Annotated in this window: 22 protein-coding genes; 20 read left to right on the forward strand and 2 right to left on the reverse strand. The window is 39.7% G+C overall.

From position 1 onward, the window contains the following. The first annotated feature begins 1 nt into the window (after position 1). From NMM19_RS02395 to NMM19_RS02460, 14 genes are all read left to right on the forward strand, one after another. The gene (locus NMM19_RS02395; protein WP_214261722.1) at positions 2–1,261 is read left to right on the forward strand and encodes an ABC transporter permease; all 1,260 of its coding nucleotides are present in this window, start codon (positions 2–4) and stop codon (positions 1,259–1,261) included. A gap of 136 nt (positions 1,262–1,397) precedes the next feature. Continuing rightward, a complete protein-coding gene (gene metG / locus NMM19_RS02400; protein ID WP_254729730.1) occupies positions 1,398–3,395 on the forward strand; it encodes a methionine--tRNA ligase in 1,998 nt (665 codons plus the stop codon). A 101-nt stretch (positions 3,396–3,496) separates the two neighbouring features. Next, entirely contained in the window at positions 3,497–4,423 is a 927-nt protein-coding gene (locus NMM19_RS02405) for an aldo/keto reductase family oxidoreductase (protein ID WP_254729732.1), read from the forward strand. 152 nt (positions 4,424–4,575) lie between these two features. Then, complete coding sequence (locus NMM19_RS02410; RefSeq protein WP_225750183.1) at positions 4,576–5,601, forward strand: DNA/RNA non-specific endonuclease; 1,026 nt, start codon at positions 4,576–4,578, stop codon at positions 5,599–5,601. A 100-nt stretch (positions 5,602–5,701) separates the two neighbouring features. Beyond that, entirely contained in the window at positions 5,702–5,938 is a 237-nt protein-coding gene (locus NMM19_RS02415; protein WP_074324209.1) for a DUF2829 domain-containing protein, read from the forward strand. Then, complete coding sequence (locus NMM19_RS02420) at positions 5,931–6,629, forward strand: 3-oxoacyl-ACP reductase (protein WP_254729735.1); 699 nt, start codon at positions 5,931–5,933, stop codon at positions 6,627–6,629. The genes NMM19_RS02415 and NMM19_RS02420 overlap by 8 nt, the downstream gene beginning before the upstream one ends. Before the next feature lie 36 nt (positions 6,630–6,665). Further along, complete coding sequence (locus NMM19_RS02425; protein WP_254729737.1) at positions 6,666–7,001, forward strand: hypothetical protein; 336 nt, start codon at positions 6,666–6,668, stop codon at positions 6,999–7,001. A 19-nt stretch (positions 7,002–7,020) separates the two neighbouring features. Then, positions 7,021–7,440: an SMI1/KNR4 family protein gene (locus tag NMM19_RS02430; protein ID WP_254729739.1), complete on the forward strand. Its 420-nt coding sequence runs from the start codon at positions 7,021–7,023 to the stop codon at positions 7,438–7,440. Between the two features lie 20 nt (positions 7,441–7,460). Continuing rightward, on the forward strand, positions 7,461–7,799 hold the full coding sequence (locus tag NMM19_RS02435) for a hypothetical protein (RefSeq protein WP_254729741.1): 339 nt from the start codon (positions 7,461–7,463) through the stop codon (positions 7,797–7,799). 52 nt (positions 7,800–7,851) lie between these two features. Continuing rightward, positions 7,852–8,412 (forward strand): SUKH-4 family immunity protein, encoded by a 561-nt coding sequence (locus NMM19_RS02440; protein WP_254729743.1) that lies wholly within the window; start codon positions 7,852–7,854, stop codon positions 8,410–8,412. Between the two features lie 113 nt (positions 8,413–8,525). Further along, on the forward strand, positions 8,526–8,774 hold the full coding sequence (locus NMM19_RS02445; RefSeq protein WP_254729745.1) for an Imm51 family immunity protein: 249 nt from the start codon (positions 8,526–8,528) through the stop codon (positions 8,772–8,774). Between the two features lie 50 nt (positions 8,775–8,824). Next, positions 8,825–9,430, forward strand: coding sequence for a DUF6707 family protein (locus NMM19_RS02450; RefSeq protein WP_254729746.1), 606 nt, complete (start codon positions 8,825–8,827; stop codon positions 9,428–9,430). A gap of 40 nt (positions 9,431–9,470) precedes the next feature. After that, on the forward strand, positions 9,471–9,968 hold the full coding sequence (locus tag NMM19_RS02455; protein WP_254729748.1) for an NUDIX hydrolase: 498 nt from the start codon (positions 9,471–9,473) through the stop codon (positions 9,966–9,968). Next, positions 9,965–10,405, forward strand: coding sequence for an ASCH domain-containing protein (locus NMM19_RS02460; protein ID WP_254729750.1), 441 nt, complete (start codon positions 9,965–9,967; stop codon positions 10,403–10,405). The genes NMM19_RS02455 and NMM19_RS02460 overlap by 4 nt, the downstream gene beginning before the upstream one ends. Before the next feature lie 190 nt (positions 10,406–10,595). On the opposite strand, the gene NMM19_RS02465 is transcribed toward NMM19_RS02460, so the two are convergent. Next, positions 10,596–12,233, reverse strand: coding sequence for an LPXTG cell wall anchor domain-containing protein (locus NMM19_RS02465; RefSeq protein ID WP_254729752.1), 1,638 nt, complete (start codon positions 12,231–12,233; stop codon positions 10,596–10,598). 225 nt (positions 12,234–12,458) lie between these two features. Between NMM19_RS02465 and NMM19_RS02470 the strand changes: the two genes are divergently transcribed. The 3 genes from NMM19_RS02470 to NMM19_RS02480 all read left to right on the forward strand — a co-directional run bounded on the left by NMM19_RS02470 (position 12,459) and on the right by NMM19_RS02480 (position 17,119). Next, complete coding sequence (locus NMM19_RS02470) at positions 12,459–15,005, forward strand: M1 family metallopeptidase (RefSeq protein WP_254729754.1); 2,547 nt, start codon at positions 12,459–12,461, stop codon at positions 15,003–15,005. Between the two features lie 115 nt (positions 15,006–15,120). Next, a complete protein-coding gene (locus tag NMM19_RS02475; RefSeq protein WP_049495946.1) occupies positions 15,121–15,792 on the forward strand; it encodes a response regulator transcription factor in 672 nt (223 codons plus the stop codon). Then, the gene (locus tag NMM19_RS02480) at positions 15,785–17,119 is read left to right on the forward strand and encodes a cell wall metabolism sensor histidine kinase WalK (RefSeq protein WP_254729756.1); all 1,335 of its coding nucleotides are present in this window, start codon (positions 15,785–15,787) and stop codon (positions 17,117–17,119) included. Before NMM19_RS02475 ends, NMM19_RS02480 begins: the two co-directional genes overlap by 8 nt. A 26-nt stretch (positions 17,120–17,145) precedes the next feature. On the opposite strand, the gene NMM19_RS02485 is transcribed toward NMM19_RS02480, so the two are convergent. Next, positions 17,146–17,421 carry a DUF3270 family protein gene (locus tag NMM19_RS02485; RefSeq protein ID WP_254729758.1) on the reverse strand — a complete coding sequence of 92 codons (276 nt, stop codon included), beginning with the start codon at positions 17,419–17,421 and terminating at the stop codon, positions 17,146–17,148. 368 nt (positions 17,422–17,789) lie between these two features. Here NMM19_RS02485 and NMM19_RS02490 point away from each other — a divergent pair, with 368 nt between their 5' ends. The 3 genes from NMM19_RS02490 to NMM19_RS02500 all read left to right on the forward strand — a co-directional run bounded on the left by NMM19_RS02490 (position 17,790) and on the right by NMM19_RS02500 (position 20,579). Beyond that, entirely contained in the window at positions 17,790–18,845 is a 1,056-nt protein-coding gene (locus NMM19_RS02490) for an ABC transporter permease (protein ID WP_254729760.1), read from the forward strand. Positions 18,846–18,858: 13 nt separating this feature from the next. After that, a complete protein-coding gene (locus NMM19_RS02495; RefSeq protein ID WP_254729762.1) occupies positions 18,859–19,539 on the forward strand; it encodes an ABC transporter ATP-binding protein in 681 nt (226 codons plus the stop codon). Positions 19,540–19,649: 110 nt separating this feature from the next. Then, a complete protein-coding gene (locus tag NMM19_RS02500; protein WP_254729764.1) occupies positions 19,650–20,579 on the forward strand; it encodes a peptidase U32 family protein in 930 nt (309 codons plus the stop codon). The last annotated feature ends 96 nt before the right edge of the window (positions 20,580–20,675 follow it).

The raw sequence follows: 20,675 nt of genomic DNA on the forward strand, positions 1-20,675 counted from the left end.
GATGCAGAATCTGAAATTTGCCTTTTCATCTATCATGGCTCACAAGATGCGGTCCTTCCTGACCATGATTGGTATCATCATCGGTGTTTCCTCAGTTGTCGTTATCATGGCCTTGGGAGATTCCATGTCTCGTCAGGTCAATAAAAATTTGACCAAATCCCAGAAAAATATTCATGTCTTTTTCTCACCTACCAAGAGTACAGATGGTTCCTTCACCCAAAAACAATCTGCCCTGACCTTGTCTGGCGGACAAGAAGAAGATATTGTTGAACCACCAAAACCTCAAGAAGCTTGGGTCAAGGAAGCTGCTAAGCTCAAGGGAGTGGATAGCTACTATGTGACCAACTCAGCCAATGTGACCTTGACTTATAAGGATAAAAAGGTCGAACACGCTAACATGACCGGTGGGAATGTCACTTATATGGATGCGGTCGAAAATGAAATTATTGCAGGTCGTGGACTTAGAGCGCAAGATTATAAGGATTTCGCAAGTGTGATTATCCTAGATGAAGAACTAGCCAATAGCCTTTTTGGTTCAGCAAAAGATGCCCTCAACCAGATTGTTGAAGTAAATGAAATCAGTTACCGTGTTATTGGTGTTTATGCAAGTAAAGAAGCTAAGGCTGCAAAAACCTTTGGCGTTGGAGGGCTCCCGATTACGACTAATACATCTCTAGCGGTCAATTTTAACACAGATGAGATTTCAAATATTGTCTTTCGTGTCAATGATACTAGCTTGACCCAGACTTTAGGACCAGAGCTGGCTAGAAAAATGACAGAGATTGCAGGCCTCCAACAAGGGGAGTATCAGGTTGCCGATGCAACGGAAGCCTTCAACGAAGTTCAACAACTCTTTGGCTTCATAACAACGATTATTAGTGCTATTGCGGGGATTTCCCTTTTTGTCGGTGGTACTGGTGTTATGAACATTATGCTCGTCTCAGTGACAGAGCGTACCCGTGAGATTGGTCTACGTAAAGCGCTAGGAGCAACACGTGGGAATATTCTAGTTCAGTTCTTGATTGAATCTATGATTTTAACCATGTTAGGTGGCTTCATCGGTCTTCTGCTCGCTGCAGGGGTGACTATGCTTGCAGGTATTCTACTTCAAAACATGATTGCAGGAATCGAAGTAGGTGTATCCATCCCAATCGCCCTCTTTAGTCTAGCGGTCTCAGCTAGTATCGGTATGATATTTGGTGTTTTACCAGCCAATAAAGCCTCTAAGCTGGATCCTATCGAGGCACTTCGTTATGAATAAGACAATCAAGATGAAAAACGAGATGGACGCTTGTCTATCTTGTTTTTTGTATGGATTTCTCTATCGAAAATCACTAAAAATGTGGTATAATGAAGTGTTAGAAAAACAGGTTTCATTTGCCTGGAAAGGAAATATTATGTCTGAAAAGAATTTTTATATTACAACACCGATTTACTATCCATCTGGTAAACTTCATATCGGTTCTGCCTATACTACCATCGCCTGTGATGTCCTAGCTCGCTACAAACGACTCATGGGCTACGATGTCTTTTATCTGACAGGTCTGGATGAGCATGGTCAAAAGATTCAACAAAAAGCAGAAGAAGCTGGCATCACACCACAAGCCTATGTTGACGGGATGGCAGTTGGAGTTAAAGAACTCTGGAAATTGCTGGATATCTCATACGATAAATTCATCCGTACCACAGATGACTACCATGAAAAAGTAGTGGCTCAAGTTTTTGAACGCTTGCTTGCTCAAGATGATATTTACTTGGGTGAATACTCTGGTTGGTATTCAGTTTCAGATGAAGAATTCTTTACAGAAAGTCAACTTGCGGAAGTTTTCCGGGACGAAGCTGGAAATGTAACTGGTGGTATCGCTCCATCAGGCCACGAAGTGGAATGGGTATCTGAAGAGTCTTACTTCCTTCGCCTCAGCAAATACCAAGATCGTTTAGTTGAATTTTTCAATTCACATCCTGATTTCATCACTCCTGATGGACGTCTCAATGAAATGTTGAAAAACTTTATTGAGCCTGGATTGGAAGACTTGGCTGTATCACGTACAACCTTTACATGGGGTGTACCAGTTCCATCAAATCCTAAACACGTAGTCTACGTTTGGATTGATGCTCTTCTTAACTATGCGACAGCTCTTGGTTATGGTCAAGATGAACATGGCAACTTTGACAAGTTCTGGAACGGAACAGTCTTCCACATGGTAGGAAAGGATATTCTTCGTTTCCACTCAATCTACTGGCCAATCCTTCTTATGATGTTGGATATCAAATTACCTGACCGTTTGATTGCCCATGGTTGGTTTGTCATGAAAGACGGCAAGATGTCTAAGTCTAAAGGGAATGTCGTTTATCCTGAAATGTTAGTAGAGCGCTATGGACTGGATCCACTTCGTTACTACCTCATGCGTAGCCTTCCAGTTGGTTCAGACGGAACCTTCACTCCAGAGGACTATGTAGGTCGTATCAACTATGAATTGGCAAACGACCTTGGAAACCTCCTCAACCGTACGGTTTCTATGATTAACAAGTACTTTGATGGACAAATCCCTGCCTATGTAGAAGGTGTAACTGAGTTTGACAATGCTCTTGCTGACGTTGCAGAACAATCAATCGCTGACTACCATACCTACATGGAAGCAGTTGACTATCCACGTGCACTTGAAGCAGTCTGGACTCTTATCTCACGTACTAACAAATACATCGACGAGACAGCACCTTGGGTCTTAGCTAAGGATGAAGCGTACCGTGACCAATTGGCAAGTGTGATGAGCCACTTGGCAGCCAGCCTTCGTGTCGTAGCGCACTTGATTGAGCCATTTATGATGGAAACTAGTCGTGCAGTTTTGACTCAACTTGGTTTAGCAGAAGTTTCTAGCCTTGAAAACTTGAGCTTGGCTGATTTCCCTGCTGGTGTGACTGTTGTTGCCAAAGGAACACCAATCTTCCCACGTCTCGATATGGAAGAAGAAATCGCCTATATCAAGGAACAAATGGAAGGAAACAAACCTGCAGTCGAAAAAGAATGGAATCCAGATGAAGTTGAACTCAAACTGAACAAGGAAGAAATCAAGTTTGAAGACTTTGACAAGGTTGAAATTCGTGTTGCTGAAGTCAAAGAAGTTTCTAAAGTGGAAGGTTCTGACAAATTGCTTCAATTCCGCCTAGATGCTGGTGATGGTGAAGATCGTCAAATCCTATCTGGTATTGCGAAATTCTATCCAAATGAGCAAGAATTGGTCGGCAAGAAAGTACAAATCGTTGCCAACCTCAAACCACGTAAGATGATGAAAAAATATGTCAGCCAAGGGATGATCCTCTCAGCTGAACATGATGGCAAATTAACTCTTCTAACAGTTGATCCAGCTGTACCAAACGGAAGTGTGATTGGATAAGATTAAAAGAACCAGTTTGAGCTGGTTCTTTTCTTTTGTGAGGTGTCAGTTGATAAAAGAGACATTCTGCTTTATAATGAAGAAAAACGGAGGAAAAAGCCATGAAATACATTTCATTTGGACAAGATAAAAGAGAACTATCAGAAATTGTCCTCGGCATGATGCGAATCAGTGACAAATCGGTTAAAGAAGTGGAGGAGCTGGTTGAAACAGCCCTATCTGTCGGAATCAATGCCTTTGATTTGGCAGATATCTACGGTGGAGGTCAATGTGAAGAATTACTAGGTCAAGTGTTGAACAATCGTCCTGACCTACGAGAAAAGATGTGGATTCAGTCCAAATGTGGGATTCGCATAGAAGAATTTACCTTTTTTGATTTTTCAAAAGATTATATTTTAGAGTCAGTTGATGGGATTCTACAACGATTGCAGGTTGATTATCTAGATAGCTTGCTTCTCCATCGTCCAGATGCCTTGATGGAAGCTGACCAAGTGGCAGAAGCTTTTGAAATCTTACACAAACAGGGCAAGGTTAGAGATTTTGGTGTATCCAATCAAAATCCTATGATGATGGAATTGCTGAAGAAAGAGGTCAAACAACCTCTAATGATCAATCAGTTACAACTAAGTGCAGCTTTCACGCCTGGTTTTGAGGCTGGTTTCCATGTCAATATGGAAGGTAATAAGTCAGCTTTGCGTGATGGTAGCGTCTTTGAATACTGCAAACTGAATGACATGGTCATTCAGGCTTGGTCAGTCTTGCAGTTTGGCTATTTCAAGGGTAATTTTGTTGGAAAAGAGCAATTTCATAATCTAAATGAAGTTCTAAATCGACTAGCCTTAAAATACGGTGTAAGCCCATCGGCTATTGCTATCGCTTGGGTGTTACGCTATCCAGCTAAGATGCAGGCAGTAGTGGGAACAACTAACCCTAAACATTTGATAGAAGCCAGCCAAGCAAGTAATGTTAATCTAACTCGAAAAGAATGGTATGAGATATACCTAGCAGCAGGAAATGATTTGCCATAGAAATTAAAACGTAATCCATTCAAGAGCGAGGTTCTATCTCTCTCTTTTTGTTTTAAAAATTTATATAATTGTTTGAAAAAGCAAACTATATATGGTAGAATTTTATAAAATAACAATATAATAAATACTTTAATAAAATAGGGGCATTTGAAATGAAAAGAATAGTTTTGACTTCTGTTGTTTTTCTCTCGCTGCTGACATCAGTTGGTTGCTCGAAACATAAGGAAGAGGCGAAAGTAACTGAACCTGTAACGACTGTAGTGACTACGCAGGATAATACAAAGTTGTACAAGAATGCTGGTTTACTTACTTTTAGAAACGAAAAGCAGCTTGAACTTGGAGAACTGGATTCCAAATCTCGCGCAACTTATGCCCATATTCAGCTGAAAGATAGTGATGAGCCTAAAGAAAAGAGAGAAGCTAAATTAACCTTTGATCCAGTTGGTTGGCATAACTATAAATTTTATTATGGTGATGGAACAAAGGAAGCCTGGCTAATGAATCGAGGTCATTTAGTTGGTTATCAATTTAGCGGACTAAACGATGAAGGTCGTAATCTAGTTCCTATGACAGCCTGGTTAAATACAGGGGCCTTTACTGGAACAGATGACAAAAATCAAAGTAGCATGCTTTATTATGAAAATGGTCTAGATTCATGGCTTGCAAATCATCCAAACTATTATCTAGATTATAAGGTAACAGCAGTCTATAAGGATAATGAATTGATTCCAAGACAGATTATCTTACAGTATGTAGGAATTGATCAGGATGGAAAATTGCTTGAAATTAAATTAGGTAGTAGCAAGGAAAAAATTGATAAGTATTCTGTAACCCATGTCGCCTTGGATAATGTTTCAGAAAATGCTGAAATAAATTATGCTGATGGTACTGCAAAAAATACGGTCAAATCAGCTGAAGAACGCGCTGCTGAAGTTAAAGCAGCCGAGGAAAAGGCTAAGAAAGAGGCTGAAGAAAAAGAAGCACAAGAAAAAGCTAAAAAAGAGGCAGAAGAGAAGGCTAAAGAAGAACAGACACAGCAGGAAACTGAAGCCCCAGCAGAAGAATCACAAAGCAGTAATTCAGGTGGTTACTTTAGAGATAGAAAAGGAAGATGGCATCGACCAAATGGGAAATATGCCTCTAAAAAGGAAATCAGAGAAGCGGGTTTGCAGTGGTAATCTACTAAGACTTAAGAAATCATGAAAAATAATTGTCAAAAAGCCGTTGAAAAACGGTTTTTTGTTATAATAAAACAAGAAAACTATAAAGGAGAATATCATGACATTTGAAGAAATCTTGCCGGGGCTAAAGGCTAAAAAGAAATACGTCCGTACTGGCTGGGGTGGGGCTGAAAACTATGTCCAGCTCTTTGATACTATCGAGCAAAACGGGTTTGCCCTTGAAGTGACACCTTATTTCCTCATCAACGTATCTGGAGAAGGGGAAGGTTTTTCTATGTGGAGTCCAACCCCTTGTGATGTCCTAGCAACAGACTGGGTGGAAGTCCATGACTAAACGTGTACTCATTACGGGTGTTAGCTCAGGGATTGGCCTAGCACAGGCTCGACTCTTTTTAGAAAAAGGTTATCAGGTTTTCGGAGTGGATCAGGGTGAAAAGCCTGACTTACAAGGCGACTTTCACTTTTTACAACGTGATTTAACGCTTGACTTGGAACCAATTTTTGACTGGTGCCCTCAGGTGGATATTTTGTGTAACACAGCTGGGGTTTTGGATGACTACAAACCGCTCCTTGAGCAAAGCGCTCAGGAGATTCAGGAGATCTTTGAGATCAACTATGTGACTCCGGTAGAGCTGACACGGTATTATCTGACTAAAATGTTGGAGAAGAAGCGAGGAATCATCATCAATATGTGTTCCATTGCTTCAAACCTAGCTGGTGGTGGTGGTCACGCCTATACCTCGTCTAAACATGCCTTGGCGGGATTTACCAAGCAATTAGCTCTAGACTATGCTGAAGCTGGTATTCAGGTCTTTGGGATTGCTCCTGGAGCAGTCAAGACTGGTATGACCGCAGCAGACTTTGAACCAGGTGGTCTGGCAGACTGGGTAGCAAGTGAAACACCTATCAAACGCTGGATTGAGCCAGGTGAAGTTGCTGAAGTTAGCCTTTTCCTAGCAAGTGGAAATGCGAGCGCCATGCAAGGACAAATTCTAACTATTGATGGTGGTTGGTCTTTGAAGTAATATAGTTGATACTCAGTGAATATGTGGAGGTAAGCTATGAAAAGAGATGAGTTTGGATTTGTCTTGCCCAATCTCTACTATCAGTTTTTATCAGAGTGGGAAGAGATTGACCCCTATGAAATTGGAGATTCAGGCATCTGTTTGTACGCTAAGGAGGATCTTCAAGAGCGAAATGAGACTTATCAGATTGAGGAAGTAGAGCCAGATTACTTTATGATTGGACAGGAAGGAGATTTGGCTTACTTTATCAAGAAAAATTCTGATGATTGCATTTATGAAAATGACTTGGGAGCTTTAGGTTCCTTAGAAATGCAAAAAGTTGCTAAAAACGTCAATGACTTTATTGATAAGGTATTGGAAGAAGAATTGTAGAAAACTGAAGGGAGTTATCATGTTTAGGATGCTTGATGAAGATTCACCGATTTCAAAAGAAGACCTTTTACAATTTGAGGAGATTCTTGGGAAGAAATTGCCAAAAACTATGTTGGACTTTTATCTCAAGCACAACGGTGGCCAGCCCCAAGTAATGGGTGTCCACGATGAACATCACCTCTTTCCTTTCAATTCCTTTAATTCACTTGAGGAAATGAGCAAGTCTCTTACATGGTTTGACGATGAGGTGGTACCTGCGGGATTTAGGGCTACAGACCTTCTCCATTTCGCCTATGATCCTGGTTCTGGCAACTATGCACTTTCTCTAAGGTCAGAGGATTATGGCAAGGTGTATTTCTATGTTTTAGAAGAAAAAGCTGAGATCTATGGTCAATGGGCTTCTTTTGAGGAATTTTTGAACTCTTTTGTTGAAGAGTGAGACAGAGAAAAGGAGACGGGATGCGAAAACACCAAGAACTTTCACTAGAGCAGATAATCGAGCAGGTGCGCGTAGATCAATTAGTATCAGATGATTTTTGCCTCTATGGCAAGGAGGATGGAGAACTGGAACTAGCTAGACTCTACTGGGTATCTGATTATCCGGATGTAGTGGAAGACCGTGATGTATACCCAGCTGATGTGGCGGAGCAAGATCTCCAGCTAGTCTACTATGGAGAGCAGTTGATTGATGTTCTCACCGTAGCGCTTGAAGAAAAGCCAGATGCAAGTCTCCAAGACTTGGTTGATGCTTTGAATTATTATAATCAGCACGATAACTTTATGCCCTTTAATGATTAGCTAGGTTGATTAGAGAAATGGTATCTGATGACTGATAGCATAAGGAGAGAAAATGACAGTCAATATCGATGAATTGGTGAAGGAGTACGGTTTTAGCGTAGGTCCTAAAGAGGAAAAATCACTCACTCTTGACGAAATACGTTTCAACCTTCTGGCATATTTAGAGGGTTATCCAAAAATGGGATTCTCTTTTGTCAAAGCAGCTAACGAACTAGTGGAACTCAGGAGAGAGCAAGAGAGTTATAGGCTTTTTGGTCAGTGTTTTTTAGGTGCTTTTGTAATTGGGGAAGAGGGGCAGGTCTTCTTGCTTTGCAATCGAGAAGGAAGGGAAGTTTTTCAAGAAGAGAGGATCTATGTCAATTCTTCCTTGCGTACTTTTGTTTCCTCTTATTCGCTCTTTCTATCAAGCATCTTTCTTTTGAAAGCAAAGTTTTATGAGATTGACCAAGATGAAGTCGAAGAAATTGCAGCAAACTTGAAGGATCAAGTACTTGCCTTGGAAAAGCCTCTTGAACAAGAATTGTCCTTCTGGGAGCACATGGCCTATTTGATAGAAGACGATGGCATTGTTCTAAGAGATGATCTCTTTCATATCTTAAATAAAGAGCAGTAGGAATTAATTATGGAGAAAAAATTGCCCCTTTTAGCCTGCTTGTATATGATGAGGATTCTAAAAATGTTCGAGGGTCGCTCATTTATTACCCTGATGGAGAATACAGACAGGAAGTGTTTGATACTCGAGAAGAGGAGGGATTTGAAGGAAATGGCTACGATTGGGCATCCCTAGCTTGGGTATTTTTGGAGGAAAAAATGCCTGAATTAAGCGATGCTATCGACTTTGATCCTGAAGGAAGTATGTTTTGCGCCTATTCTTCCAAGGTGGACGCCTTGGCTAAATTCGCTTTAGGATTTAAAGAATTTTGCGATGATATAGAAGCTATGAAAGACTTGTTCAGTCGAGCAGAGTTGGATTAGTTGACTAAAATCTCTTTAAATTTTTTTAAAAAGAATAGAAAGGATTTCAAATGAAGCTACCAGAAGTAGTTGAACAACTGGAAAAACATCCAGACCTACATCTCTATTTAGATAAAATTTTAAAAAAGAATAAGAAAACCCAAGCTAGCTATCTCGAATCGCTAAATCATCTGGCCTATTTACTTTATCTGGATGGTCAAGAGGAAATGGCTAAGGAATTATTAGATCGTATCATACAAGTTCCATTTGAAGGGAATTATAACACTTGGACCTTTGTTGATAGCTCTCTGATTTTATTGGCCTATCTGGAAAGAGAGGCAGAAAATCAGGTACTCGTCTATAAAAAACTCCTTTTATCTCCATTAGAACAAGGGGAGGAATCAACTCAAAACATAAGAAGGAGAATCCATCAGAGATTTTTGAATGGTGATAGCTTGGAGCAAAAGCTTGCAAAAATCAAGCAAGCTTCAAGTCCTGAATCGGAGATGGAACGCCGTTTGCTATACTTGACAGATCTATTGAAGATTCACCTCTTTATTGCTGAGTCAACGTTTGAAGAGACAGATATACAAGCAAAAATCGAAGAGAATAAGGAGATACTAAAGAAGTATATCAAGGAGCATGAAATCTATAGCCTCTTTCCTTTTAAGGGATAAGGTAAGTTATCGATCTTGGACTTTTAGAAAAGAGTAGAATATGGAAATCAAAAATCACTTTGGGGTATACGGAGTCTGTCTTCAAGAGGGAAAACTGCTCTGTATTGAAAAAACAAGAGGCCCCTATCAACATCGTTTTGATCTACCGGGTGGTAGTCAGGAACTCGGTGAGGGGTTGACAGAAACCCTCAAGAGAGAAGTTCTGGAAGAGACAGGCTATACGCTTAGCCGTTATTCAAATCCTAGGATGTATGATGTGCTGGTTCAAGAAGAGGGGCAAGACTTCGCAGTACATCATATCATGGCCTTTTACGATATCGTACTCGATTTCGAGAACTCTCAACAATCCCTTCCTCAGGAGGTTCTTGATGGAAACAATGATTCAGCAAAGGCAATTTGGCTTCCTCTTGAGCAGATTACCGAAGAAAATGCCTCACCCTTAGTATTGAAGGTGAAGGTAGAGTTACTAGGATTTCCTAAATTAGAACTGACAAGATATAATAATTGGAAGGTGAAAGAAAAGAAGGAGAAGAAATGACACCGCAAGAAATGTGGAATGCCTACAAGCAAATCAACCCCTCGATTGGAGATGAGATAGATGCATGGGCCTTTGGAGTGGATCCAGACCTTTTAGCGGAACTGGTCTTTAAAGGCGAAAAAACAGCAACAGCCTCTGCCTATGACCTCTACGCAGTAGAGGACGAACCCCTACCTCAAGCAGGGACCTTTGATGTCGTTTTAGACAGTCAAGATCAAGCTGTCTGCATTGTCGAAGTCACAAAGGTTTCTATTCAGCTTTTCCATCAAGTGTCAGCCGATCATGCCTATAAGGAAGGTGAAGGAGACAAATCTCTGACCTACTGGCGTCAAGTTCATGAGGAATTTTTCACGGAGTGGCTGGAGGAAGCTGGTCTGACTTTCACACCCGAAAGCAAGGTTGTTTTGGAAGAATTTCGCAAGGTATACCCTCTGTAGACTACTAGAAGAAATAAAGTTTTGGAAATCACTTTCCAAAACTTTTTCTGACTTTAAATGCTAAATTAGCTAAACAAAAAGCGGACAATCATGTCCGCTTTTTTGAATCTAACAAGTAAAGTTATTGGATAAAGTTTTCAAAGATGTTTGTCTTTTGAATCCCTATTCATATCACTTCTACATTGGTTGATTATTTTTTACGATAATGTAAAACTGTTCCTACAGCTACGATAAGCATTGCAACACCAGCAACAGAAACAATTAAGCTATTACGTTCACCAGTATTTGGAAGTCCTGGTTTGTCTCCAGTTGTTGAAACTGTTGTAGGTCCTCCATGAGTTGTAGTTGTTGAACTATTAGATCCAGGAGCTGTTGTCTCTGAAGTTGATTTCTCTGTAGTTGTAGAGCTTGATTTTTCTTCACTACTATTCTGGCTAGTTGGCTCTTCTGGAGTCGTAGTAGAAGTTGTAGACTCAGTAGTTGTTGTAGTTGTAGAGCTTGTTTCTTCCTCGCTACTATTTTGACTAGTTGGCTCTTCTGGAGTCGTAGTAGTAGAAGTTGAAGTCTTAGGCTCTTCAGTCGTAGTTGTAGTGGATGAAGTTGTAGATTCAGGAGTTGTAGTTGTAGTGGATGAAGTCGTAGACTCAGTAGTTGTAGTAGTAGATGTCGTAGTCGTTGTTGAAGTTATTGAAGTTGTTGTGGTAGTAGATGTAGTCGTTGTTGTAGTTGTTACATCACTATTGTAGACTTGTGCATCTGCTGAAGCAGCTTTGTTAACCCAAGTGTTTTCTTTGGTTACAGCTGTTTTGTGTTGATCGCTTGTAAGAGAAGCAACGTTTGTTACGCTCTTGATTTGATCAGCATGTTGTAGAAGTGTTTGATATGATAGGGTAATTTCGTCTGTAGATGCAACTTTAAATTGGTCGCTGACCTTAGTCAAATCAAGTTTAAATCCATGTTCTGTCCACTCAATGTATGGTTCTAATGCAAGACCAGACATTGATACTCCGTTGACAACTAGAGTTTTACCATTGACTTTCAAGTCAAATGATGCTGGAAGGTAAGTTCCACCTTTGAAGTATTGAGACACATCTTGACCTTTAGCAGATTTAATACGGCTATAATCAAGTGCAGGAAGGTTAGGCATTTGGTCAGTAAAGACGATGCTTGAAGCGGCTTCTTTCTTGTCAACAGCATTGTTTACTGAGATGTGCCAGAACAAGAAACCATCAGTAGTCTTATCAGTTACTTCTAGGGTATCTCTCCAGTCTGGAATTCCTGTAGGTCCCCAAATTTTTTGAGCGTGTTGCAAGTTAGTGTTATCTGTACCACCAGAATTATACTTCTTAATCGGAAGTAGGACTGGTACTGGACCTTGTCCAGAACGTCTCACGATTGCGGATTCTGAACCGATTTTTATGGAGCGTTCTTGGTCTTGACCAGTGGTATTATCTCCATCCCATTTATACCAGAATGATACGTTTCCTTCGGCCCCTTTATTTCCTCCTTTTACAAAGGTGATAGTCAAAGTCTTACCATCATCTGATACTTTTCCTGTTGCAATTTCTTCGCCACTAGAGTTTTTCATTGAGCTAAAAGCAGAAGAAGCAAACTTAACGTCCTCTGGCATAGAAATCTTGAATGTATCTCCGACTTCCACACCTGAATCAATTTCCCAGTGATATGAAATCTTTTCGCCTTCAGTTTTCACTTGAGAAATCTTCACTTGGCTTGTTAATTCTTTTGCTTGGGTACTATATGCACCAATAGAAATTAGAAGTGCTAGGGCCGCAAACGCAGAAATAACAGCAAAAAATAACTTTTTCATTGTTCCTCCTTTTTATAGTTGATTTACCAAACAAGACAATTTTAGCACTAACATATTAAGCGGTCAAATAATACGACTTAACAATTTTTATAAAATATCTATAGAGTTATGCGAGATGAAAATATTGTAAAAATCATTTCAATCCTTCTTTCTATTTAAAAATATGATAAAATAGGTATGTTTGAACTAGAGCATTCGCTCAGAAATTTAGAATAGGAGAATATGATGCAAGCAGTAGAACATTATATTGAAAAATTTGTTCCTGAACATTATGATTTGTTTTTAGACTTGAGTCGTGAGACCAAGACGTTTTCAGGAAAAGTAACCATTACTGGTCAAGCTAAAAGTGACCGTATTTCCCTTCACCAAAAAGATCTGGAGATTTCTTCAGTTGAAGTAGCAGGACAAGCTCGTCCATTTACAGTTGATAACGAAAACGAAGCTCTTCATATCGAACTTGCAGAAGCAGGTTCAGTTGAATTGGTTATTGCTTTTTCAGGTAAAATCACAGACAACATGACAGGAATCTATCCATCATACTACACAGTTGATGGGGTTAAGAAGGAAGTCTTGTCAACTCAGTTTGAGAGCCACTTTGCCCGCGAAGCCTTTCCATGTGTGGATGAGCCAGAAGCTAAAGCAACTTTTGACCTATCTCTTCGTTTTGACCAAGCAGAAGGCGAACTTGCCTTGTCAAACATGCCCGAAATTGACGTTGAAAATCGCAAGGAAACTGGCATCTGGAAGTTTGAGACAACACCTCGCATGTCTTCTTACTTGTTAGCTTTTGTGGCTGGTGATTTGCAAGGGGTAACTGCTACAACTAAAAATGGTACTCTCGTTGGTGTTTACTCAACCAAGGCACACCCACTTTCAAACCTTGAGTTTTCATTAGATATCGCTGTTCGCTCAATCGAGTTCTACGAAGATTACTATGGAGTTAAGTATCCAATTCCTCAATCTCTTCATATCGCCCTTCCTGACTTCTCAGCTGGTGCTATGGAAAACTGGGGTCTCGTAACCTACCGTGAAGTCTACTTGGTTGTAGATGAGAACTCTACCTTTGCCAGCCGTCAACAAGTAGCCCTTGTCATTGCCCACGAACTTGCTCACCAATGGTTCGGTAACCTCGTAACTATGAAATGGTGGGATGACCTCTGGCTCAACGAAAGCTTCGCGAATATGATGGAATACGTCTGTGTGGATGCGATTGAGCCAAGCTGGAATATCTTTGAAGACTTCCAAACAAGTGGAGTGCCAGCCGCACTTAAACGTGATGCGACGGATGGTGTTCAGTCTGTTCACGTTGAAGTTAAACATCCAGATGAAATCAATACCCTCTTTGACGCTGCTATTGTTTATGCTAAAGGTAGCCGTCTCATGCACATGCTTCGTCGTTGGCTAGGAGATGCTGATTTTGCTAAAGGTTTGCGTGCTTACTTTGAAAAACACCAATACGGAAATACCATTGGTCGCGACCTTTGGAATGCCCTTGGTCAAGCATCAGGCCGTGATGTAGCAGCCTTTATGGATTCTTGGTTGGAGCAACCTGGTTATCCAGTTTTGACTGTTACAGTTGAAAATGATGTTTTGAAGATTTCTCAAAAACAATTCTTTATCGGTGAGCACGAAGACAAGAACCGTCTCTGGGTAGTGCCACTGAACAGTAACTGGAAAGGACTACCAGATACTCTGGAAACTGAAAGTATCGAAATTCCTGGCTATGCAGCGCTTCTTGCTGAAAACAAAACAGCTCTTCGTCTTAACACTGAAAATACTGCCCACTACATTACTGACTATCAAGGTGAATTGTTAGATGCTGTTCTTGCTGACTTAGAGACACTTGATAACACAAGTAAGCTTCAAATCGTCCAAGAACGTCGTTTGCTTGCTGAAGCAGGACATGTATCATATGCAGACTTGTTGCCAGTACTTGATAAACTTGCCAAGGAAGAGTCTTACCTGGTTGTTGCTGCAGTTTCTCAGGTTATTGGTGCCCTTGAGCGCTTTATCGATGAAGGAACAGAAGCTGAGAAAGCCTTTAATAACCTCATTGCTAAGTTGGCCCGTCACAACTATGAACGACTTGGTTTTGAAGCAAAAGAGGGTGAATCTGATGAAGATGAGTTGGTTCGTCAATTAACCATTTCTATGATGATTCGTTCAAATGACGAAGAAGCTAGTCAGGTAGCAAGTCAAATCTTTGCAGCCCATAAAGAAAAACTTGCAGGACTTCCAGCAGCCATTCGTGCTCAAGTCCTCATCAATGAAATCAAACATCATGAGACTAAGGACTTGGTAGCGACTTATCTGGATCTTTACACTCATGCAACAGATGCAGTCTTCAAACGTCAATTAGCAGCTGCTCTTGCCTACAGTACAGATGCGGATAATATCCAAACCTTGATTGCTTCTTGGAAGGACAAATTTGTCGTGAAACCACAAGATTTGTCTGCATGGTATTATCAGTTCTTAGGTCATAAGGAAACTCAGGAACCAGTTTGGTCTTGGGCGCGTGAAAACTGGGCTTGGATTAAGGCGGCCCTTGGAGGAGATATGAGCTTTGATAGCTTTGTTATCCTTCCTGCCCATGTATTCAAGACAGAGCAACGCTTGGCGGAATACAAGGAATTCTTTGAGCCACAACTTTCTGACCTAGCTCTTAGCCGTAACATCGGTATGGGAATCAAGGAAATCGCAGCACGCGTTGAATTGATCAAGCGTGAAAAAACAGCAGTTGAAGCAGCTGTTGCACAATATGGCAAGGCTTAAAAACTTCTTGACTAAATAGTATATAAAAACTCAACTTTCTCATAGAAAAACAAGGAAAGTTGAGTTTTTTTTAAGATATTTTTGCTATAATGGATATAATAAGGAGGAATTTTTGATGATCAAAATTCTATTAGTGGAAGATGACCTAGGTCTGTCAAATTCAGTCTTTGATTTTTTGGATGATTTTGCGGATGTCATGCAGGTTTTTGATGGAGAAGAAGGTCTTTATGAGGCTGAAAGTGGTGTCTATGACTTGATTCTATTGGACTTGATGTTACCAGAAAAAAATGGTTTCCAAGTCTTAAAAGAACTACGTGAAAAAGGTGTCTCGACTCCTGTTCTCATCATGACAGCCAAGGAAAGTCTCGATGACAAAGGTCATGGATTTGAGCTTGGGGCAGATGATTATCTAACAAAACCATTCTACCTAGAAGAACTCAAGATGCGTATCCAGGCTCTGCTCAAACGTTCTGGTAAGTTCAACGAAAATATTCTTTCTTATGGTGATTTGACTGTCAATTTATCTACAAATGAGGTTAAAGTCAATGATACTGTTGTGGAACTATTGGGTAAAGAATTTGAGCTTCTGGTTTATTTCCTCCAAAATCAAAATGTTATCTTACCAAAAACACAAATTTTTGACCGTTTATGGGGATTTGACAGTGACACAACCATTTCCGTTGTAGAAGTTTATGTATCAAAAGTTCGTAAGAAATTGAAAGGTTCAGCCTTTGCTGAAAATCTCCAAACTTTGCGTAGTGTTGGGTATATTTTAAAACATGTTTAAGAAATTAAAAAAGAATTGGTACGCAGAAGATTTTAGCTACTTTATCCGTAATTTTGGTGTTTTCACCCTAATTTTCTCTGCCATGACCTTGATTATCTTGCAGGTTATGCACTCCAGTCTCTACACATCAGTGGATGAGAAACTGCTATCTCTCAGCAACAATCCTCAGGACATTATTCAATTGGCCGTCAATCGTGCAACTGAAGACGTTAAGGATTTAGATAGTGGCAATGTCGCTCCAGCATCTGATAAAAAACCAAATGTGAGTTCCAATACTGAAGTGATTTTGCTAGATTCAAATTTGAATCAATTAGTGACTGGCAATCGCTTTTTAGGATTAGACAGAATAACTTTCAATAAAAAGGATTTAAATCATATCCGCCAACTTCATGTTGTCAATAGCTACGGTCAGGATGAGATTTATCGCGTTGTACTGACAGAAATAAAAATTGATTCTGTTTCGACTAATATTAAGTATGCTGCTATCCTGATTAACACAAGCCAACTAGAGCAAATTAGTCAAAACCACGAGCAGTTAATCGTGGTGGTGATGGCAAGTTTTTGGATTCTATCTATCTTAGCCAGTCTCTATCTTGCACGTGTCAGTGTTAAACCCTTACTTGAAAGTATGCAAAAGCAGAAAAGTTTTGTGGAAAATGCCAGTCATGAATTACGGACTCCGTTGGCAGTTCTTCAGAACCGTCTGGAAACTCTTTTTAGAAAACCAGAGGCGACTATTATGGAGTCAAGTGAGAGTATCGCTTCTAGTTTGGAAGAAGTTCGAAATATGAAGTTTCTAACGACTAACCTTCTCAATTTGGCACGTAGGGATGATGGAATCAAGCCTGAGTTTGGAGAGGTAGAGCCAGATTTCTTTAATACAACCTTTACTAACTATGAGATGATTGCGTCCGAGAATAATCGTATTTTTCGTTTCTCGAATCGTGTTCATCGCACTATCATCACAGATAAACTTCTCCTCAAGCAATTGATGACCATTCTGTTTGACAATGCTGTCAAGTATACAGAAGAAGAAGGAGATATTTATTTTGAGATTTCAACGACAGAACGCAGTCTCTATCTAAAGGTAGCAGATAATGGAATTGGTATTTCTGCAGCCGATAAAAAGAAAATCTTTGATCGATTTTATCGCGTTGATAAAGCTCGGACACGTCAAAAGGGTGGTTTCGGTTTAGGCTTGTCTTTGGCTAAGCAAATCGTAGATGCCCTTAAAGGAAGCATCAGTGTAAAAGATAACAAACCTAACGGAACAATTTTTGAAGTCAAGATAGCGATCTCAACACCATCTAAACGAAAGAATAAATAAAAAAACCTTCGATTCATCGAAGGTTTTTATTTGAATTTTTTCTTGATAAAAGTACGCTGAAATTGCAATGCTACAAGACTAAGACCGATAGCCAAAGCAAATGATAAAACAGTGTTTACTTTTAGTGATAAGAACAAAAAGCTAAAAATCGCTAAAAAGACGCAGAAGCAAGCGATGTTTACAAAAAATAGGACTTCCTTTACACTAGCAACAGAAGCATTTTCTGGAACATAATCTTGAAACTGAGCAGTTTTTACACTTTCTTGTTCTAACTCATACGGGTGTAATTTTCTAGCGGGCATATTTCTCTCCTTAACAATACATTACTATTTTATCACTTTTTAAAGAGAGAATTATTACAGAATGGTTACAAATTGCATAAAATCTGTTTTCAAGGACAAAGTCGGTTTTCTTGACATGCCTTAGGGAAAATGATAGGATGGGTGAACCGTTTAAACTTTATTATTTTTCTCTTATTCCAATGAGTGGAAATTTGATGATTAAAACGAATAAAAATCATACACTGATGCAAATAAATTCAATTTCGAAGTAAGGACAGGATTCTTTTAAATTGATTCTAGTTGTTCATGACAAGATGGTTTTCTATCTTTAGTGCTATGGTAGAGGGGGGCTGTATTCCCCGGCAACAGAATAGTTAAAGGAGATTGGCATGTATCTTGCTATCAAAGAAATTTTACAGAATAAACTACGTTACAGTTTAATTCTAACTACCATTTTTCTCATTGCTTTTATGGTCTTTTTTATGACAAGTTTGGCTCTCGGGCTTGTTCGAAATAATAGGGCTGCTATCGATAATTGGCAAGCAACAGGAGTTGTTCTATCCGATTATGCAAACGATAATTTGACTGCATCCTTTATACCTGAAAAAGACTACAAGGATAAGGTTTCTGAGGATGCTGTTCCCCTAAGCTATATGTTTGCTGTAACAAACTTGGTTAATAGTAGTGACAAGATTAATGTCTCTATTTTCGGTCAAGAGTGGGACAGTTTTATCTCTCCAACCTTGATTGAAGGGCGTTACCCAGAAAATGACCAAGAAGTGGTAGTGGATCAGTCTTTTGAAAATTATGGCATCAAACTTGGAGACGCAATTCAACTCAACGGGAGTGAAACAAGTTTTAAGATTGTAGGTTTGACCAAAGGAAATAAATTTTTCACAGAACCTGTTGTCTTTACGAGCTTAACAACGTATTGGAATTTACAAGGAACAACAAAAGCTAATCAATCTATTTCTGCATTAGTATTGCAAAATGATGTAGAAGTGACTGGCGATGGCTTGAAGCAGATTTCTATTCAAAAAATGATTTCAAAAATTCCTGGTTATACCCCTCAGGTCAATGTATTCTCAGGAATGATTCTAGCAATGATTGTCATTACAGGTCTGATTGTAGGAATTTTTATCTACATCATTACCATTCAAAAATTAGGCCTCTATGGCATTATGCGAGCACAAGGAATTCAGATAAAATCCATCGTATGGTCCCTTTTCTGTCAAATCTTTCTCTTATCTGGTTTGGGAATAAGCATGGCTTTATTAGCCATTGGGGCTGTCATTTTAGTCTTACCTGCAACCTTCTTTTTCTACCCTAGTTGGCTGGCATACTTTGTGTTAAGCCTGGTCATCTGCTTGATGGCTCTTCTAGGAGGCGTCATTTCGCTTCCTCGTCTGCTAAAAGTAGATCCAATTACGGCCATTGCAGAATGATAAGGAGAATGACATGACTAGATTAATTGAGATGATTCAAGTGACAAAAACTTATGGCGAAGGCAATATGAAAGTGACAGCTCTTCATGAGACCAATTTTCAGCTAAACGCTGGTGAGTTTGTAGCCATTGTAGGGCCTTCTGGGTCAGGTAAAACAACCTTTTTAACGACTCTAGGCCAACTTCAGGAAGCTTCAAGTGGCAAGATTCTGGTAAAGGGAAAAGAGACTGGAAACCTAACCGAAAAAGAAAAAACGGATTTGCGCTTTAGTGAATTTGGCTTTATTCTCCAGGCTTCAAATCTGATTCCCTTTTTAACGGTTAAGGAGCAATTAGATTTAATTGACCGTTTGGATAAAAAGAAATCTATAAAAAGTAACCGACAAGAGTTGTTCAGTTTGTTGGACTTGGAAAAGGTTCAAAATCACTATCCCAAAGCTCTCTCTGGTGGAGAACGCCAACGAGCTGCAATTGCTAGAGCCCTATACAATAATCCGATCATCGTGCTTGCAGATGAGCCGACAGCTAGCTTAGATACGCAACGTGCTTATCAGGTTACAGATATGCTGGCTTCAATTGCCCATGAGCAAGGCAGGGGAGTTGTCATGATTACGCATGATACTCGCTTGCTAGATAAGGTTGACCGTATTTATGTTATGAATGACGGACGGCTTGTCGAAAAGACACAAGCATAAAACGAAAAAGTGAACTGTTATTGATACGGTTAACTTTTTTTAAAATTTGGACTAACAAGACCCACTTTTCTATATAGCTGATTTTTTGGAAATGTGGTATAATTTTCTCTATGGAAAAGATTATCATTACAGCAACTGCTGAAAGTATTGAACAAGTAAAACAGCTACTCGAGGCTGGTGTCGACCGCATTTATGTCGGTGAGAAAGATTTTGGTCTTCGTTTGCCAACTACCTTTAGTCATGAAGAATTGCGCGAAATCGCAAAAATCGTTCATGATGCAGGTAAGGAATTAATCGTTGCGGTTAATGCTCTTATGCACCAAGACATGATGGACCGTATCAAGCCATTCTTGGATTTTCTAGAGGAAATTAAAGCTGACTATATCACTGTTGGAGATGCAGGTGTCTTTTATGTGGTCAAGCGTGACGGCTATTCTTTCAAAACCATTTATGATGCGTCAACCATGGTCACTAGCAGTCGTCAGATTAATTTCTGGGGACAAAAAGCAGGAGCGTCAGAAGCTGTTTTGGCGCGTGAAATCCCATCTGCAGAACTTTTCAAAATGCCTGAAATTTTAGAAATTCCTGCTGAAGTCTTGGTATACGGTGCTAGTGTTATCCACCATTCGAAGCGTCCGCTCTTGCAAAACTACTACAATTTCACACAAATTGATGATGAAAAATCTCGTCAACGTGATTTGTTCTTGGCCGAGCCTAGTGATCCAGAGAGTCATTACTCTATTTTTGAAGACAATCATGGAACTCATATCTTTGCGAATAATGACCTTGATTTGATGACCAAGTTGACTGAGTTGGTAGAACATGGCTTCACTCATTGGAAGCTTGAAGGCCTCTACACTCCAGGACAAAACTTTGTGGAAATTGCCAAACTCTTTGTCCAAGCACGTAGCTTAATTCAAGAAGGGAACTTTACACATGACCAAGCCTTCTTGCTCGATGAAGAAGTTCGTAAGCTACATCCTAAAAATCGTTTCTTGGATACTGGATTTTACGACTATGACCCTGATATGGTTAAATAAGAATCAAAAACCCGAAATAAAATGTTCGGGTTTTTCTGATATTTGGATGAATTTGAAGCGTATTCATGATATAATATAAGTAGCTCTATTTGGAGG

The sequence above is a fragment of the Streptococcus sp. CF8_St5-17 genome, assembly GCF_024295665.1.
Lineage (GTDB): Bacteria > Bacillota > Bacilli > Lactobacillales > Streptococcaceae > Streptococcus.